This is a genomic window from Streptomyces sp. NPDC059866 (genome assembly GCF_042731325.1).
GTDB classification, from domain to species: Bacteria; Actinomycetota; Actinomycetes; order Streptomycetales; family Streptomycetaceae; genus Streptomyces; species Streptomyces flavusporus.
This window is the reverse complement of the sequence record NZ_JBHWJT010000018.1, coordinates 1-15,898: the sequence shown is the minus strand read 5'-3', so window position 1 is coordinate 15,898 and position 15,898 is coordinate 1. Positions and strand designations below refer to the sequence as shown.

General features: G+C 70.2%; 20 protein-coding genes and 3 pseudogenes. 13 read left to right on the top strand and 10 right to left on the bottom strand.

Features of this window, described 5'->3' with window-relative positions:
* Positions 1-13 precede the first annotated feature (13 nt).
* Positions 14-297: pseudogene (locus tag ACFV7R_RS26800) on the top strand (hypothetical protein).
* An 80-nt stretch (positions 298-377) separates the two neighbouring features.
* On the opposite strand, the gene amaP reads toward ACFV7R_RS26800, so the two are convergent.
* The 5 genes from amaP to ACFV7R_RS26775 all read right to left on the bottom strand — a co-directional run bounded on the left by amaP (position 378) and on the right by ACFV7R_RS26775 (position 2,884).
* Positions 378-983, bottom strand: coding sequence for an alkaline shock response membrane anchor protein AmaP (gene amaP, locus ACFV7R_RS26795; protein ID WP_385267839.1), 606 nt, complete (start codon positions 981-983; stop codon positions 378-380).
* Positions 984-1,029: 46 nt separating this feature from the next.
* On the bottom strand, positions 1,030-1,716 hold the full coding sequence (locus ACFV7R_RS26790) for a DUF6286 domain-containing protein (RefSeq protein WP_385267837.1): 687 nt from the start codon (positions 1,714-1,716) through the stop codon (positions 1,030-1,032).
* A 33-nt stretch (positions 1,717-1,749) separates the two neighbouring features.
* Positions 1,750-2,154 (bottom strand): Asp23/Gls24 family envelope stress response protein, encoded by a 405-nt coding sequence (locus ACFV7R_RS26785; protein WP_385267835.1) that lies wholly within the window; start codon positions 2,152-2,154, stop codon positions 1,750-1,752.
* Complete coding sequence (locus ACFV7R_RS26780; RefSeq protein WP_385267833.1) at positions 2,151-2,330, bottom strand: DUF2273 domain-containing protein; 180 nt, start codon at positions 2,328-2,330, stop codon at positions 2,151-2,153. Before ACFV7R_RS26780 ends, ACFV7R_RS26785 begins: the two co-directional genes overlap by 4 nt.
* Positions 2,331-2,401: 71 nt before the next feature.
* Entirely contained in the window at positions 2,402-2,884 is a 483-nt protein-coding gene (locus ACFV7R_RS26775; RefSeq protein WP_385267831.1) for an Asp23/Gls24 family envelope stress response protein, read from the bottom strand.
* A gap of 242 nt (positions 2,885-3,126) precedes the next feature.
* Between ACFV7R_RS26775 and ACFV7R_RS26770 the strand changes: the two genes are divergently transcribed.
* Genes ACFV7R_RS26770 through ACFV7R_RS26755 form a run of 4 tightly spaced genes read left to right on the top strand, consistent with a single transcriptional unit; the run spans position 3,127 to position 5,219 of the window.
* Positions 3,127-3,648, top strand: coding sequence for an RNA polymerase sigma factor (locus ACFV7R_RS26770; protein WP_385267829.1), 522 nt, complete (start codon positions 3,127-3,129; stop codon positions 3,646-3,648).
* Positions 3,639-4,313 (top strand): hypothetical protein, encoded by a 675-nt coding sequence (locus ACFV7R_RS26765; RefSeq protein ID WP_385267827.1) that lies wholly within the window; start codon positions 3,639-3,641, stop codon positions 4,311-4,313. The genes ACFV7R_RS26770 and ACFV7R_RS26765 overlap by 10 nt, the downstream gene beginning before the upstream one ends.
* Positions 4,310-4,672, top strand: a complete 363-nt coding sequence (locus ACFV7R_RS26760) for an Asp23/Gls24 family envelope stress response protein (RefSeq protein ID WP_385267825.1) — start codon at positions 4,310-4,312, stop codon at positions 4,670-4,672. Before ACFV7R_RS26765 ends, ACFV7R_RS26760 begins: the two co-directional genes overlap by 4 nt.
* A gap of 4 nt (positions 4,673-4,676) precedes the next feature.
* On the top strand, positions 4,677-5,219 hold the full coding sequence (locus tag ACFV7R_RS26755) for a transposase (protein ID WP_385267823.1): 543 nt from the start codon (positions 4,677-4,679) through the stop codon (positions 5,217-5,219).
* 134 nt (positions 5,220-5,353) lie between these two features.
* Here the strand turns inward: ACFV7R_RS26755 and ACFV7R_RS26750 are convergent.
* Positions 5,354-5,440, bottom strand: a pseudogene (locus ACFV7R_RS26750) (transposase); the annotation flags it as partial.
* A gap of 79 nt (positions 5,441-5,519) precedes the next feature.
* Between ACFV7R_RS26750 and ACFV7R_RS26745 the strand changes: the two are divergent.
* Positions 5,520-6,659 carry an RNA-guided endonuclease InsQ/TnpB family protein gene (locus tag ACFV7R_RS26745; protein ID WP_385267821.1) on the top strand — a complete coding sequence of 380 codons (1,140 nt, stop codon included), beginning with the start codon at positions 5,520-5,522 and terminating at the stop codon, positions 6,657-6,659.
* A gap of 34 nt (positions 6,660-6,693) precedes the next feature.
* Here ACFV7R_RS26745 and ACFV7R_RS26740 read toward each other — a convergent pair whose 3' ends face one another.
* Complete coding sequence (locus ACFV7R_RS26740; protein WP_385268176.1) at positions 6,694-7,239, bottom strand: hypothetical protein; 546 nt, start codon at positions 7,237-7,239, stop codon at positions 6,694-6,696.
* A gap of 218 nt (positions 7,240-7,457) precedes the next feature.
* Here ACFV7R_RS26740 and ACFV7R_RS26735 point away from each other — a divergent pair, with 218 nt between their 5' ends.
* Positions 7,458-7,679: a DUF397 domain-containing protein gene (locus ACFV7R_RS26735; RefSeq protein WP_129803141.1), complete on the top strand. Its 222-nt coding sequence runs from the start codon at positions 7,458-7,460 to the stop codon at positions 7,677-7,679.
* Positions 7,680-7,753: 74 nt separating this feature from the next.
* Positions 7,754-8,674 (top strand): helix-turn-helix domain-containing protein, encoded by a 921-nt coding sequence (locus ACFV7R_RS26730; RefSeq protein ID WP_385267819.1) that lies wholly within the window; start codon positions 7,754-7,756, stop codon positions 8,672-8,674.
* 23 nt (positions 8,675-8,697) lie between these two features.
* Here ACFV7R_RS26730 and ACFV7R_RS26725 read toward each other — a convergent pair whose 3' ends face one another.
* Together ACFV7R_RS26725 and ACFV7R_RS26720 are read right to left on the bottom strand one after the other, a co-directional pair.
* Positions 8,698-9,516 (bottom strand): SAM-dependent methyltransferase, encoded by an 819-nt coding sequence (locus tag ACFV7R_RS26725; protein ID WP_385267817.1) that lies wholly within the window; start codon positions 9,514-9,516, stop codon positions 8,698-8,700.
* 170 nt (positions 9,517-9,686) lie between these two features.
* On the bottom strand, positions 9,687-10,544 hold the full coding sequence (locus ACFV7R_RS26720; protein ID WP_385267815.1) for an aldo/keto reductase: 858 nt from the start codon (positions 10,542-10,544) through the stop codon (positions 9,687-9,689).
* A gap of 400 nt (positions 10,545-10,944) precedes the next feature.
* On the opposite strand from ACFV7R_RS26720, the gene ACFV7R_RS26715 reads away from it, so the two are divergent.
* From ACFV7R_RS26715 to sthA, 4 genes are all read left to right on the top strand, one after another.
* Positions 10,945-11,826 (top strand): Gfo/Idh/MocA family protein, encoded by an 882-nt coding sequence (locus ACFV7R_RS26715; RefSeq protein ID WP_385267813.1) that lies wholly within the window; start codon positions 10,945-10,947, stop codon positions 11,824-11,826.
* Positions 11,827-11,887: 61 nt separating this feature from the next.
* Positions 11,888-12,994 (top strand): PP2C family protein-serine/threonine phosphatase, encoded by a 1,107-nt coding sequence (locus tag ACFV7R_RS26710; protein WP_385267811.1) that lies wholly within the window; start codon positions 11,888-11,890, stop codon positions 12,992-12,994.
* 113 nt (positions 12,995-13,107) lie between these two features.
* Positions 13,108-13,314, top strand: a complete 207-nt coding sequence (locus tag ACFV7R_RS26705; protein ID WP_129803102.1) for a hypothetical protein — start codon at positions 13,108-13,110, stop codon at positions 13,312-13,314.
* Positions 13,315-13,450: 136 nt separating this feature from the next.
* Positions 13,451-14,854 (top strand): Si-specific NAD(P)(+) transhydrogenase, encoded by a 1,404-nt coding sequence (sthA, locus tag ACFV7R_RS26700; protein WP_385267809.1) that lies wholly within the window; start codon positions 13,451-13,453, stop codon positions 14,852-14,854.
* 12 nt (positions 14,855-14,866) lie between these two features.
* On the opposite strand, the gene ACFV7R_RS26695 is transcribed toward sthA, so the two are convergent.
* Complete coding sequence (locus ACFV7R_RS26695) at positions 14,867-15,286, bottom strand: DUF5709 domain-containing protein (RefSeq protein ID WP_385267807.1); 420 nt, start codon at positions 15,284-15,286, stop codon at positions 14,867-14,869.
* Between the two features lie 157 nt (positions 15,287-15,443).
* Here ACFV7R_RS26695 and ACFV7R_RS26690 point away from each other — a divergent pair.
* Positions 15,444-15,898, top strand: a pseudogene (locus tag ACFV7R_RS26690) (IS200/IS605 family accessory protein TnpB-related protein); the annotation flags it as partial.

Genomic DNA, 15,898 nt, shown 5'->3' with positions numbered 1-15,898 from the left:
ACAGGCGAGAAGCCTGCCAGCTCTCGAAACGGACGGTCGCGCGTCGCAGATCCCAGGCACAGCTCACATCACCGCCGCGATCCTCGGCCTGTGGATCCTGATGTTTCTGCTCGATACCAATCGGTCGAACGGCTTGGTGAGCTTTGTGGAGGACGCCGCTTACTGGCCGGCTGGTCTCATGACCTCTTCACCATGGACACCGAATGGCTCCGGGTACTGCTCAACTACGGCCTACCCGCCCTCGTGTACCTCGTCGTTGGCCACGCCGTCGCCGATCGCCTCCGCCGAGCCACCTAGTAGTTCCTCCGGCAGCGTTCAGTCCCTGGAGATCGGTTGACGACAAAAGGGGACCTGGCCCGATTCCCCAGTCAGGGCTGCTACTCGGCGCGCTGGGGTTTGTGTGTGGCAATGCGCAATCGCGCCTGGGCGGGAAGCTGGGTCCAGCCGGTGGACTGGCGAGCGCGTTCCAGAGGGCCGTGGCACAGGGCCCACAGGACAGGCCCGGGCTCGCTGTCGGGGGTGAGCGTGAGGGTGATGCGTGCCTGGGGGCGGCGGACGCGGCCGACCATCCGTACCTTCGCGCGCTGGACTCCGGGCAGTTGGCGAGCCTCGGTGGCGATGGCGTCGCTGAGGGCGTGGTCGTGCAGTTCCACACCGTCCGCAGGGGCTGTTCCCCCGATGAGCATGCGGCCTGGGCGGGGTCGGCGCAGTTGTGCCGACAGCCACCACAGGGCGAGCAGGACGATGACGACCAGGGTGGCGATCACCACCGGCCACCACCAGGCCTCGTCGGTCCAGCGAGTACGGTCTTCGGCGCTGAGCAGAACGGCGTGCGGGGTGGCCAGGGGCCAGCCGTCGGGTGGCGACAGGTGCCAGCGCCGGTAGAGGTCGAAGCCGCCGACGAGGACCAGCAGGCCTCCGCCGAGCAGGACGAGGCCGGCCAGAGCCAGCAGGGCCCGGTTGACCGTGGACTGCCTCATCATGGTTCTCCTGCCTCCTTCCGACCCGTTTCCAGCGTCCTCTGGCGGGTCAGCTGCGGCGTTGCCGTACGCGGACGGTGATCCGGGGCGGGTGAACCAGCGGGAGCCGGTCGCGTTGCTCGTGCAGAGCGGCGGTGAGATCGGTCTCGACGTCGCCGGGGTCGCGGAAGCGTATGTCCGCGCGGGCCTTGATGCGGTGTCGGCGTACCCGGATCCTGGCTCGGCTGACTCCGGGGACGCGCATGGCGGCGTCTCGCAGCAGGAGGGCGGCTGCGTCGCGGTCCAGCACGGCGCGCACCGGGTTCGGGCCGGCAGGCGTGTTGAGTGGCAGTTGGTGGCGAAGTCCCGGGGTGAGCGCCAGGATGATCAGCCACAGGCCGAGGGCTGCGGTCAGAGCCGCGCCGGTGAGCATCCAGACGTCGTCCAGGGGCCGGGTGGCCAGTTCGTGGGCCAGGCGGGTGCGCCAGGCGGCAGCCCTGTGGCCGGTGCGCACTCTGGCGACGTCGAACAGCAAGATCCCGGCGCCGGCCACGATGACGAGGGCCGTCAGCGCCGTGGGTATCCGGCGCGTAGACCACAGACGGCGCGATGCACGTGTGCCGTCGGCCACGCTGCTTGACTGGGGCCGCGCGGCGTCTGGCCCTTGATGGGCCAGCAATCCCGCCGTCACGGATGTGACCTCATCGGTTCTGACGAGCTGCTCCGGCTCGGCGGAGGACTCCCCGTCCTGTGTCATGTCGGGCCCTCCTTTCCGGCGGGGCCGACCCGTTCATCGCACTCGTCTGTGCTCCAGGCCGCCGGAAGGAACCAGGTGCTGGATGGTCAGGGTGACCTCGGTGACGCGCATGCCGGTCAGCCGGGCCACCCGCTGGCCGACGTAGTGCTGCACCTCGCGCGAGGCACCCGCGATGTCGGTCGGGTAGGGCAGATCCAGGAGCAGGCTCAGCCGGGCCGTTCCGCCGCTGACCGCGACCGTGGAACGGGGCGGAGTGAGCCCCAGGTGGGCGAGGCTCGTACCCGTCTGACCGGCCAGCGCCTCGTGTGCGGCGCGGGCCGTGATACGGGCGACCACCTTGTCGGGGATCACGGTCGCGCCGCGCTCGGCAGCCGGAACACGGGGCGGGGTTGCGTCCGTCGGCCCGCTGGGCTGGGGTGATGCAGGGCGCGTGGTCATCGCCGTTGCCGGGTTCGAACAAAGTCGGACATCTCCAGGTCACCGTCCAGGATGCGGCCGATGACGAAACCGACCGCTCCCAGGGCGGCCACAAGCAGGAAGGCCCAGAAGCCGCCAAAGTAGGCGGCGAAGCCCAGGGCCAAACCTGCCAGCAACCCGACCGTCGCTCTGGTCATCTCACTCACCCGAATCCCTGTCGATCCGCGTTCCCCGCCCGCCGCGAGTCCTGGGCGGCAGGCTGCCGCGTTCACTTCACGCGGGCCTCGGCTTCCTCCCGCTCTTCCTCGTCGGGCAGGTGGACGTCGTCGACGGCGATGTTCACCTCCACGACTTCCAGGCCTGTCATACGTTCGACTGCCGTGATGACGTTGGTGCGGACGTCGCCGGCGACGTCCACGATGGACACGCCGTACTCGACTACCACATCGAGGTCCACGGCCGCCTGGCGTTCGCCCACCTCGACGCTCACGCCGCGGGTCACACTGGGGTGTCCGCCGGGGACCCGGTCGCGGACGGCTCCGAAGGTGCGGGCCATCCCGGCGCCGAGGCTGTGAATGCCCGGTACCTCGCGAGCGGCCATTCCTGCGATCTTCTCCACCACGCTGTCGGCGATGGTCGTGCGCCCCCGCGTCTCGGGCGCGGTGCCGACGCCGCTGCGGTCCCGCAGTGCCTTGCCTGCGGTGCTGGGCTGACTCTCACTTGCCAGGGGGCTGCTGAGGGTGTCGGACATGAGGACCTCCCGAAGGCGTCCATGCGCGCACCGGGGTGGTGCCCGTCGAAGGATTAGACACATCGGAACCGCACTCCTCACGCCTTTCATGTGATGTGTGTCACATAGAATGTATGGGTGTGTGCGGATGTCAGGGCAACGGCCCCTGGCAGGAGGCCCGCGGTGGAAGGCGAGCAGACCGGCCCCGCGCCTCTGCTGGCTGCGGACCGCGCGCTCCTGCCCCGTCAGCGGTCCCTGACCGGGTGCTCGCGGTACGGGCTTCCGAAGGGGATGATGACGCGTTCGCCGTCTTGGTCCGTCGTCACAGCAGTCCACTGCTCGCACTCGCCCGTCACCTTCTCGGCAACCGGACCGATGCGGAGGACGTCGTCCAGGACGCCTTTCTCAGCGCCTGGCGGCGGCTGCCGGAGTTCCGCCACGGGGCTTCGTTCGGCACCTGGATGTACCGCATCGTCACCAATCGCTGTCTCAACATCCTGCGCCGCCCCCGTGCCGTCCCCTTGGAAAAGGTTCCCGAGCCCGTCGCTCGCGACGCCTCCGCCACACCGCAGGCCGCTGCCGAGGCGGACGCGGTCACAGCCGCCCTGTCCCAAGCACTTCGCGCACTCAACCCCGATCAGCGGGTCTGCTGGGTCCTACGGGAACTGCACGGCCTGCACTACGAGGAGATCGCACACGTGACCGGGACCAGTGAACAGACGGTGCGCGGCAGGCTGTTTCGCGCACGACGCGCGTTGCAGGAGGCGATGGGCCCATGGCGCTAGACGATCCGCACCCCGTCCGAGGCGAACCGCCGGCCGAGGCCCGGCTGGTCGGCACTCCGCCGCTGCTCGAAGCGCAGCTGCTGGCGGGCGACGAGCAGCTGCCCTGTGGGCGCTCACTCAGCCGCGCCTGGGAGCAGGCACGCGACAGCGAGGCCATGGCAGACCCGCATACGACCCGCTGCCCACACTGCCAACAGGCCGTCGAAGGGCTGGCCGCCCTGGACCGGGCCACCCGCGCCCTCCGCGCCAAAGATCGCCCCGACGGTCACAGCCTCGCCGACCGGGTCATGAAAGCCGTACGGGCAGAGGCCCGTCTCGGCGCGATGCTGCCGCTGGACGACCCCGCCGAGGACCTGCGGATCGCTGAGCGTGCCGCCGCGAGAGTACTGCGCCGCGCCGCCGACAGCGTCCCCGGTGCCCGAGCCGCCAGCTGCCGCCTCGTCCCCATGGGAGACGGCACCGCCATCCACGTCACCATGACCCTGGCCACCACACTCGACCAGCCACTGCCCGACCGGGCCGCCCAGGTACGCCGCGCCGTGCTGCATGCCGCAGACCACGAGCTGGGCCTGGCAGTCACCGGCGTCGATCTGATGATCGACACTGTGTTGGACCCTGCCGACACACTCCGTGGCGAGACGTCCGAACGAAGCGAACAGCGATGACCTCCGCCACCACAGACCGGGACGTCCGCCAGATCGCCGCTCGGGCGGCCCTCGACGTTTCCGGCGTGGCCGGACTACAGCCGACCCTCGCCGACCACCTGGCCGCCGCGGCTCCCCGCGCGTGGCGTGCCATGGTCGGAGCCGCGACCCTCCCAGCCGAGGCCGGCGTCCGCATCGAACGCACAGCCGAAGACGGCTGGCATGTGGAAGTACGCTGCGCCACACAGGAAAGCCGCCGAGTTCTGGACGTCGCCCAGCAGGTACGCGAAGACGTCCGCGCCGCCGTGTCTGCCTTCCTGGCCCAGCACGGCTCACGCGCACCAGTCACCGTCCTCGTCACGGTCATCCACACCGGGTGACCGGGTGCGCCACTTGGTCTGGACAAGTAGTAGGGGTGGGGCTGGGCCTGTCCCAGCGTGCCTTCCGCGTCGACTGGGAGCGAAAGAAGGTGACCTGCCCAGGGGGCGCGGTCAGTATCAGCTGGTCCGGTCAGGTCAAGCCCAGCGGAACCCGGTCACCAAGGTGCAGTTCTCCGCCGCGGACTGCCGTCCATGCCCTCTGCGTGAACACTGCACCAGGGCATCAGCGACCGGCCGCTGCGGCCGCAGCCCGACCCTCCTGCCCCGGAAGCAGCAAGAGATCTTGGAACACCAACGAGCCGAGCAGGAGATCGACGCCTGGAAGAAGCGGTATGACGTGCACGCTGGGGTGGAGGGCACCATCTCCCAGGCCGTGCGCCGCACCCGCCTACGTCGCACCCCCTACCGAGGGCATGCCAAGACCCACCTCGCGAACGTCCTGTCCGCCACCGTACTCAACATCATCCGCACCGACGCCTGGCTGAACAGCACACCACTCGGCCCGACCCCCGCATCGCACCTCACCCGGCTTGCCCTCGCAGCATGACCCGGCCACGCGAGCCGAAATCCGCATTCCTCAACAGAGTCGTTCACGAGGGAGGTGAAGCGCATCCCAAAGCTGCTCTGACCTGCGCGTAAGTGTGGATCTGCACTGTGGGGCTGAGCCGAGTACATGGCACGCTGTTGATTCTCGATGTACTGGCGTACGACGGTCAGCGGTGCCCCGCCGCAGGACGCAGCGAAGTACGAGCCGGACCAGAAGTGTCCGTCTCACAGGTAACAGGGTTCCAGCGAGGTGACATAAACCGAAGGACAGAGTGATCGCATCAGCAGTGAACTCCGTTGGGTGAAGTGGCAGGCCCGCAAGGACATCGACTGGCTGGCGGTGCTGCCGGCGCAGGCCGCCCAGGCGGTCCTCAAGACCTACCTTCAAGCGTGGAAGAACTGCTGGGACGGCCGGGCGGACAAGCCGAACTTCAAGGCCCGTGTCCGCACGGTGATGTCCGTGGACATCCCGCAGGGACGGGACCTGAACATCACCCGCGTGCACCGCCGCTGGGGCATGGTCAACATTCCTGAGATCGGCCGGGTCCGATTCCGCTGGACCAAAGATCTCCCCGTCGGCAAGCGCGCCAACAAGGAGAACCGGATCACCGGGGCACGGCTGGTCAAGGACGCCCTCGGCTGGCACATCGCCTTCCGCGTGCAGACCCTCCAAGCCAAGCCGGAGCCGCACGCGGGGCCCGAGGTCGGCATCGACGCCGGGGTGAACCTGCCCCTGGCCCTGTCGGACGGAAACCACCAGGACCACGGCCGTCCCACCCGCACTGAAAACGGCACCGCCGACCGCGACAAGTGGCTGACCGCTGAGGAGAAGGCCAAGCTTCTTTGCCTGGAACGGCGGGCCGCGCACCGCAAGAGCTTCCGCAAACCGAAGGAACGCACCTCCAACCGGCTGCGGAATACCTACGACCAGATCAGGACGCTCCGCGCCAGAGCCACGCGACGGGCCACTGACTGGCAGCACCAGACCACCACGGCCCTCGCCCGCATCTACGGCACGCTCGTGGTGGAACAACTCCACATCCCGAACATGGTCAAGTCCGCAAAGGGCACCATCGAGGAACCGGGGAAGCACGTCGCCCAGAAGGCCGGCCTCAACCGTGCCATCAGCCAGGAGGCACGGGGCCGCACTGTGACCATGCTGACGTACAAGGCTGCCCGCAACGGCGGCACTGTGCACAAGGTCCCCGCCCCGAACACCTCCCGACGCTGCTCCGCATGTGGCTTCATCACACCGGGGAGCCGCGAGGACCAGGCCACGTTCGTATGCAAGAGTCCGGACTGCGGCTGGTCGGGCAACGCCGACTACAACGCGGCCCGAAACCTCTTGCACCTGTACCGGATGGGCCACGCACTCATCCCGGCTGCCGGGAGGGCAGTCGTCAGGCGCACTCGAGGCGTCAAACCCGCCACCGCAAGGTAGGCAGGAATCTCCCGGATTCATCCGGAAGAGCACTTCAATCGCCGAGGGACCGGGCGAGTTCGGTGGACACGCGGGCGATCTCGGCGTCCTGCTCGGCCTGGAGCTGCCGGACGACGCCCCGCCGGGCACGGACGGCCTGACGAGCGGCGCGCTCCCAGACCACGTGGTTCTCACGGTGGTTGAGCAGCTTGGGATACGCCGTCGCGGTGTTCTCCCACTGCCGGGCGTCGGCGATGTTCTTCAGCAGCTCGATGATCCGGGCACGGCAGGTCACATGGGGAAGCTGGGCAAGTTCCCACAGGAAGGGGACCGTCGCGGCCGTCGCCTGCTCCACCACGAAGCCGTACTGGCAGACACGGTCGCGCAGTTCGTCGAGTGCCGCCCCGGCGGTGTCGGCGCCGCCCCAGGCGATCTTGTTGAGCAGCAGCGGGATGCCGGCCGCGCAGCCGGTGGAGTCCCGGATCTCCTGCCACGGCACCTCGCCCAGCGCTCTCAGGGGCGTGGCGCGGGGAGCTCCCGCCGGCCGCGTCTCGCGGTCTGTGCGCTCGGTGCTCTGCTGTCCCGTCGAAGCGGTGCGCATGGCGTCGGGCCTTTCCGCGGCAGTCATGTCGGTACGGGTGACAGGTCGACGACCTGGCCTTTTCCCTGATGCGGCGTCATGATCGGGCGCCTCCACGGGGGTTGACGCCGTAGCTATTATCCACACCGACCCCACCTCCGTGCAATTGCACGAGAAATTGCACGAGAATCCGGGTAGGGAGTCAGCAACGTGAACTGAGGGAGGTCGCGGTGCCAGTGATGCCGAACGGAGTGCGGGCGAGTTCGTTGGACGCCCGGTGGATCAAGAGCCGGCACAGCAACGCCGAGGGCAACTGCGTCGAGGTCGCCGCCCTGGGCGACGGAGGCGTCGCGATGCGCAACTCCCGTGATCCCGACGGGCCCGCGCTCGTGTACACCGCAGCCGAGGTGGCTGCGTTCCTGGCCGGCGCCAAGGAAGGCGAGTTCGACCATCTGATGTGAGCCGTCCCGCCTGCTGCAGACCGGCCAAGTGCGGTAGCGTGATAGTCACTTCTGCCGGTCTGCAGGGAGCCAGGATGTCCGCCGAGCCACAGCGTGTGTCCCGCCTCCGACCCTATCTCGACCGGGCGGAGCCCGCTCCGACTCTGCTGAAGATGCTGGTCGGCGTCCAGCTGGCGGGCCTGCGCGAGGATGCCGGGCTGGCCCAGGAACAGGCGGCACGCGCCCTGGGATTCAGCCCCGCCAAGCTGTCGCGCATCGAGTCGGGCAAGGGCCGCAGGCCTCCGACCGAGGGCGATGTCCGCGCACTGTTGAAGCTGTACGACGCGGAGGAGTACGAGGCGTCGGTACTGCTGCAGTTGCTCCGGCGGGCCGGGGAGCCCGGCTGGTGGCAGCGTTACGACAAGCGGCTGATGCCCGAGTGGTTCGACCGGCTGGTCGGGCTGCAGGAAGCGGCTGCCGCGATCCGTACGTTCGAGATCCAGTACGTGCCGGGCCTGCTGCAGACCCCGGACTACACCCGGGCGGTCGTGGAGCGCGGGCTGCCGGTGGCACCGTCGCACGAGGTGCGACGCCGGGTCGAACTGCGCACCCGGCGGGCTCAGTTGCTGCACCGGGCGGACCCTCCGCAACTGTGGGCGATCATCGACGAGTCCGTGCTGTTGCGCGTGCTCGGCAGCCGTGCGGTGATGCGCGAGCAGCTCGGGCATCTGGTCGAGATGGCCCAGCGTCCCCATGTCAGCGTGCAGATCGTGCCGTTGGACGTGACCAACGCGTCGGCCCCGGCGATCCCGGTCACCTATCTCCGCTTCGACGGTCTCGATCTGCCCGACGTCGTCTACCTGGAGCACATCCGGAGCGCGAACTTCCTCGAGGACCGGGACGAGACGGAGGAGTACCGCGTCGCCCTGGACCGGCTGGCCGACGAGGCACTCACACCGCGGGCCTCCCTGGAACTGCTCCAGGAGACGATGGCGAATCGCTATCCCGCCGGCTGAGTCACCGGATACCCCGGACGAACCTACGGGAGGCGGCCGACGCCGCCGAACTCGATCCACTCGTGGGTGAGCTGACGGGGCACCACCTCGGAGTCGGGGCGCCAGGTGGACACCTCCACCAGGCCCGGTTCGAGGATCTCCAGGCCCTCGAAGAACTCGGCGACGTCCTTCTCCTGCCGCACCCGGCCCCAGTGTCCCTGCGTCGCCTTGTCCATGAAGTCGGTGACGAACGCACGCACCTCGGCGTCCTCGCTGACCAGCTGGCACATCACCAGGTAGCTGCCCGGTGCGAGCCGCTCGGCGACCCGGCGGGCCACCGCCTTCGGGCCGTCGGTCTCGCTGTCGGGAATGCAGTGGAAGACCGAGTTGAACAGCACGGCGACCGGCTGCGAGAAGTCGATCAGGCGCTGCGTGTCGGGGTGCGAGAAGATCGCGTCGGTGTCCCGCATGTCGGCGTGGATGACGCAGGTGCGCTCGTCCTGCTCCAGCAGGGCCCGGCCGTGCACCAGCACCATGGGATCGTTGTCGACGTAGACGACGTGGGCGGTGGGGTCGTGGCGCTGTGCGACCTGGTGCACGTTGTCCTGGGTGGGCAGGCCGGATCCGTGGTCGAGGAACTGCCGGATGCCGTACTCCGCGGCGAGCGTGCGGACGACGCGCTGGAGGAAACGGCGGTTGTTCACCGCGAGCCGGCGCGTGCTGGGAACGACCTTGTCGAGTTCCTCGCAGGCGGCGCGGTCCGCGGCGTAGTTGTCCTTGCCGCCGAGGTAGTGGTCGTACATGCGCGCGGCCGTCGGCACGTTGGCGTCGATCTCCGTGGACAGCGGCTTGTCGGTGTGCATCGATCCCCCTGCTTCGTGCCGAGCGCCAACTCGACTGGCCTGACAGGGAATACATCCTAGGGAGTGCGTGACTCCCCGTGCCAGTGCATGCGCGAATCGTCGGGGGAAGAAGGGCCTGTGTGCATGGTGCAGGCCCGGCATGGGGCTGCCCGGCCCGCACCGGAGGGAGCTCAGGCGGCGTCCAGCTCCGCCAGTTCCCCGGCGGTGAGCACGAGGCCGGGTGCGGCGGCGGAGTCGCGGATCGTCTCCGGCCGGCTGGCCCCCGGAATGGGGACGACCACCGGCGACTTGGCGAGCATCCAGGCCAGGCAGACGCGCTGTGGGCTCACCCCGTGGGCGTCGGCGATCCTCGCGAACGGGGCGTGGGCCGAGCCGAGTTCACCGGCCCGGGGGATACCGCCGAGCGGGCTCCAGGGCAGGAACGCGATGCCGAGCTCGTCGCACAGACGCAGCTCCGGCTCGCTGGAACGGAAGGCGGGCGAGAACTGGTTCTGCACGGAGACCAGTCGGCCGCCCAGGATGTCGCCCGCCAGCCTGATCTGGTCCGGGTTCGCGTTGGAGATGCCCGCCATACGGATCTTGCCCTCGTCCAGCAGGTCGCGGAGCGCGCCGACGGACTCCTCGTAGGGCACGCGGGGGTCGGGGCGGTGGAACTGGTAGAGGCCGATCGCCTCGACGCCGAGCCGGCGCAGCGACTCCTCGCAGGCCGCCTTGAGATGGGCGGGGCTGCCGTCCAGCGTCCAACTGCCGTCGCCGGGGCGCAGATGGCCGCCCTTGGTGGCGACCAGGACGTCCTTGCCCCGGTCGTGGGTGGCGAGGGCCTTGGCGATCAGGGTCTCGTTGTGCCCCACCTCGTCGGCGTCCCGGTGGTAGGCGTCAGCGGTGTCGATCAGCGTCACGCCGGCGTCCAGGGCGGCGTGGACGGTGGCGAGGGAACGTGCCTCGTCCGGCCGGCCCTCGATCGACATGGGCATGGCGCCCAGGCCGATCGCACTGACTTCGACGTCACCGATGCGGCGAGTGTGCATGGGTTCATGACCTCTTTCGCCTGTCGCGCAGAACCGATGGAGTCCGTACGGCCGGGGGGCGGTCGTACGGGAGATGTCCCAGCCTGGCTGGGCTTGCGGCCGGCGGTCCAACAGAGGAAAGCGAACGGATTCAGTGGCCGGAGTGCTGAATGGCGAGAGCCGTGGCGGCTCGGGCCGGTCCGTGCGCACCCCTTGGCGGGGCCGCCCGTCGACCCGGGCGGCGAACAGCAGCCGCCCCCTCGTGCCGCAGCCGGCGGTGATCCGCGGCCCGGGCGCCTCTTCGAGCCCGTCGAGGGCGGGCCTGGTGTCCGGGTCCGCCGTTCGTGTGACACGCTCGCACCCGGCCGGCCTCGTGGCGCCGGTCGTCGCGAGATTCGGCAGCGTTGGAGAGGCGACCCGTATGCGTATCGGACTGCTCGGCACCGGCCCGTGGGCGCAGATGGTGCATGCCCCCGCCCTGGGCGCGCACAACGAACTGGACTTCGTCGGCGTGTGGGGGCGCCGCCCGGCGGCGGCGAAGGAACTGGCCGACCGTCATTCCATCCGCGCCTACGACGACGTCGACGCCCTGCTCGCGGAGGTGGACGCCGTCGCCGTGGCGCTGCCGCCGGCGGTACAGGCGGAGCTCGCGGCGCATGCCGCCCGGGCGGGATGCCATCTGCTGCTGGACAAGCCCGTCGCCACGACGGTCGACGACGGCCGTGCCGTGGTCGAGGCGGCGCGCGGCGCCGGTGTCGCCTCGGTCGTGTTCTTCACCACGCGCTTCCAGTCCGCCCCCGAGGCCTGGATCACCGAACAGGCCGGACGGGACGGCTGGTTCGTGGCGCGGGCGCAGTGGCTGGGCGCGGTGTTCTCCGGGGACAGCCCGTTCGCGACCTCGCCGTGGCGGCGGGAGAAGGGTGCCCTGTGGGACGTCGGTCCGCATGCCCTGTCCGTGCTGCTGCCGGTCCTCGGGGACGTGACCGGCGTGGCGGCCGCGGCACGCGGTCCCGAGGACACCGTTCACGCGGTCCTCCACCACGCCACCGGCGCGTCCAGCACCCTGACCCTCAGCCTCACCGCTCCGCCCGCGGCGGCGGGGGCCACCGTAGAACTGCGCGGCACGGCGGGGGTGACGGCCCTTCCGGCGGGCTCCGAGGGGGCGCTTCCCGCGTTCGCCCGCGCCGCCGACGCCCTCCTCGCCGCCGCCGGCTCCGGCCGGCCGCACCCCTGCGACGCGGCATTCGGACTGCGGGTCACCGAGATCCTCGCCTCGGTCGAGGACACGCTCGGCACCCGGTGACGGTGGGGGCGCCGGCACAGCTCGGCGTGCGGCGCGCGCCCCGGCGTAGCAGCGTGGTGGTGTGGAGAAGGCCTCCGTCCTGTCACCTCTCCGGCACCGGGACCGGCAGAGCTGGCTCAGGGGCGCGCCACCGCCACGCTGGGTGCGGGTGCTGCCGGCCGCGCTGATCGTGGGCGTGGGCGTGGCCACGGCTCTCAGCGACGATGCCCTCGACGTCGGCTTCCTGCTGGGCGCCATCCCGCCGCTGGCCATCCTGTCGTACGGACCGCTGGGGACCGCCGTCCTCGGCGCGCTGACGATCACGCTGCTGCACATCCCGGCCCTCCAGCTGAACCGGCCCGGCGACACCGACCTGTGGACCATCGTCTTCGTCTCCGCGATGAGCGTGTTCGTGGCCTTCGTCCGCAGTCACCGCGACGCCCAGCTCGACATCGAACGCACCACCGCCGAGGCCGCACAGCGGGCGCTGATGCCGCCGCTGCCCGAGGGGGTCGGCCCGGTGCGCTGCTGGGGCCTGTACCGGGCGGCGCAGCGCGGGACGCTGGTCGGCGGTGACTTCTACGACGTGCGCGACGGCCCGTACGGGGTCCGCGCCGTGCTGGGCGACGTCCAGGGGCATGGTCTGGCGGCCGTGGGCACGGTCGCCTCCCTGCTGGGCGCCTTCCGGGAGGCGGTGCTCGATCAGCCGGATCTGGAGGCGGTCGCCGGCCGCCTCGACCGACGGCTGCGGGTGGACTCGGCGAGCGCCCGGCACGCCGAGCTGTTCGCGACCGCCCTGCTGCTCGAATTCTCCCGCGACGCGCGTGCGGTGCGGATCGTGACGTGCGGCCATCCGCCCCCGGTGCTGCTGCGGGCGGGAACGGCCACGGACCTCGGGGTCGAGCCGTCGATGCCGCTCGGTCTCGGCCTTGCCGACGGCACCCCGCAAGGCGCGCTCTCCGTCTTCCTGGAGCCCGGCGACACACTGGTCCTGGTCTCCGACGGCGTCCTCGAGGCCCGTGACCGGACCGGCGCCTTCTACCCGCTGACCGAGCGGCTGACCGTCCTGGCCGAGCACGACCCCGCCGCCCTGACGGACCGGGTGTGGGCGGACCTGCTGCGGCACAGCCGGGTCATACGCGACGACGTCACGATGCTCGTGCTCGCTCCTCGGCCGCCGGCCCTCTGACCTCGGCATCACCCGCTCCGGATGCAGTGTGCGCTCCGACGTTGAATGGTGTTAGTGGACCCGATGACCGCACCGGGTTCGCAGCACAACCCCGGACCGGAGGAGCAGAGATCATGTCGACGCCACAGCCCGACGCGTCCAAGCCGGTCACGGACCGCGTCACCCCGGATGCCCTGCTCCACACCCGCACCGGCACGGATGTGTCGCCGGAGGACGTGGTGCTTGCCTCGGGCAAGGACCTCACCCCGAAGAACCTTGAATGGGCCCGGCGCAAGCTGGACCGGGAGGGACCGGCGGCCATCGACAAGCTGCTGCCCTAGGGGCTTCCGGGGGACACCGGACGCGTTCCCGGTGAGGCGTGGGCACCGACTCACGTGTGCCTTCGGGCAGTTGACCGTACAGCCGGTTGACCGTTCACCCTGTCGGAGAGGTGTCCGGGCTGTCAGACTCCGGAGGGTGCCCGACTACGACATGCTCGTCCTCGGATCCGGCCCGGGTGGCCAGAAGGCCGCCATCGCCGCGGCCAAGCTGGGCCGCCGGGTCGCCGTCGTCGACCGCCCCGACATGGTCGGCGGGGTCTCCATCCACACCGGCACCATTCCCTCCAAGACGCTGCGCGAGGCGGTGCTCTATCTGACCGGCCTCACCCAGCGCGACCTCTACGGGCAGAGCTACCGCCTGAAGGAGGACATCACCGTCGCCGATCTGACCGCCCGCACCCAGCACGTGGTCGGCCGCGAGGTCGACGTCGTCCGCAGCCAGCTGTCCCGCAACCACGTCGCCGTGTTCGCCGGCACCGGCCGCTTCGCCGACCCGCACACCGTGGCGCTGCGCGAGGTCACCGGCCATGAGCGGCTGATCGGCGCCGAGCACATCGTGATCGCCACCGGCACCCGGCCCGCCCGGCCCGCCAGCGTCGAGTTCGACGGGCGGACGATCATGGACTCGGACAATGTCCTCGCCCTCGAACGAGTCCCGCGCTCCATGGTCATCGTCGGTGCCGGCGTGATCGGCATGGAGTACGCCTCGATGTTCGCCGCGCTCGGCAGCAGGGTGACGGTGGTCGAGAAGCGGGCCGGGATGCTCGACATGTGCGACGTGGAGGTCGTCGAGTCGCTCAAGTACCACCTGCGGGACCTCGCGGTGACGTTCCGCTTCGGGGAGACCGTCGCCGCCGTCGAGCGTCATCCCCGGGGCGCCCTCACCGTGCTGGAGAGCGGCAAGAAGATCCCGGCCGACGCGGTGATGTACTCCGCGGGCCGGCAGGGTCTGACCGACGACCTCGACCTTGACAAGGCCGGCCTGTCGGCGGACGCGCGCGGCCGGATCACGGTCGACGAGCACTACCGCACCCAGGTGCCGCACATCTACGCCGTGGGTGACGTCATCGGCTATCCGGCCCTGGCCGCCACGTCGATGGAGCAGGGGCGGGCGGCGGCGTACCACGCCTGCGGGGAGCCGGTGGGCCGGATGCACAACCTCCAGCCGATCGGCATCTACACCATCCCGGAGATCAGCTTCGTGGGGCGGACGGAGGATCAGCTCACCGAGGACCGGGTGCCGTTCGAGGTCGGGATCTCCCGCTACCGGGAGCTGGCCCGGGGGCAGATCGTCGGGGACTCGCACGGGATGCTCAAGCTGCTGGTCTCTCCCGAGGACCGCACCCTGCTGGGTGTGCACTGCTTCGGCAGCGGGGCGACCGAGCTGATCCACATCGGTCAGTCCGTGATGGGGTGCGGCGGCACGGTCGACTATCTGGTCAATGCGGTATTCAACTATCCGACGCTCGCGGAGTCCTACAAGGTGGCCGCCCTGGACGCCACCAACAAGCTCCGGCAGATCGACCGGATCGCGGACTGAGGGGGCACCGGGTCAGGTCGTGTCCTCGTCGACGACGTGCACGGCGGCCTCCTCGGCGCCCGCGGCGCCGGCGTCGACGCCCCGGTCGTCGGCGACCGCTTCCTTCATGGTGTCGGAGCGCAGGCCCTCGTCCGGGGCCACCAGGCGGCCGGCGCGTTCGGTGCCGGACTCCGGGTCGACCGGTTCGCCCTCTCCGCCCGGGAGGTCGCCGATGTCGTCCCCGGCGGGTTCGTCCACGTCGGGCCGTTCCTGGGCGAGCCGTTGGTCGAGGCTCTCGCCGGCGTACTGTTCCGCGGCCGTGGTGCCATGCCGGGTGACGCCGAGCGGCTTCTCCGGCGGCGAGTAGCCCTCGTCCAGGGTGTCGTCATAGGTCCGCTCGTCGACGGCGTCCTGCAGGTCGAGGGGTTGTGAACAGGTGGCGATGGACGGCACTTGAGCGTGTTCTGGTACGCATGAGTGAGCCTCCGGGCGGCGGCAGGCCCACTCCCTGGCGGGGAACGAGAGTTCTTGCGTCGAATGCGTGACCTTCGCCGGTGGTGGTCGTTGAGTGCGGTGACGGATTTCTTCGATGCGGGCCGGGGGTGAAGGGGTGGGGGGACTGCGGGAGGTGGCGGCGCCGTTCGTGGTGCCGGGCCCTTCGGGGGTGGCGATCCGTACCCGGCTCAAGCACCTGAGCGCCGGGGACGAGAAGGTGCTTCGCCTGGTCGGTGACCTGCTCGGTTCGCTCGCCTCCCGTGATCTGAAGGCGCGGTGCGCGGCCGGGCTGGAGCACGACAGTGAGCAGTGGGCCGAGCGCAAGCGCACTCTCACAGAGGAGTCCTCCTCGCGCTGGGCCGGGTCGATCACGAAGGCCACGCACGATCAGTGGGCGCTCGCCCGGCGTGGTCAGCTCGCGCACATCCAGGGCCTTCAGGCCGGGATTGCGACGATCACGCATCGGCTGTCTGTTCCCGTGGGAGCGAGGGGCACCAAGCAGGCGCCGGGCGGTTACCGCACACGGCAGGAGTGGTTCGCCAAGTCCCGCCGCCTGCACCTGCTCGAAGA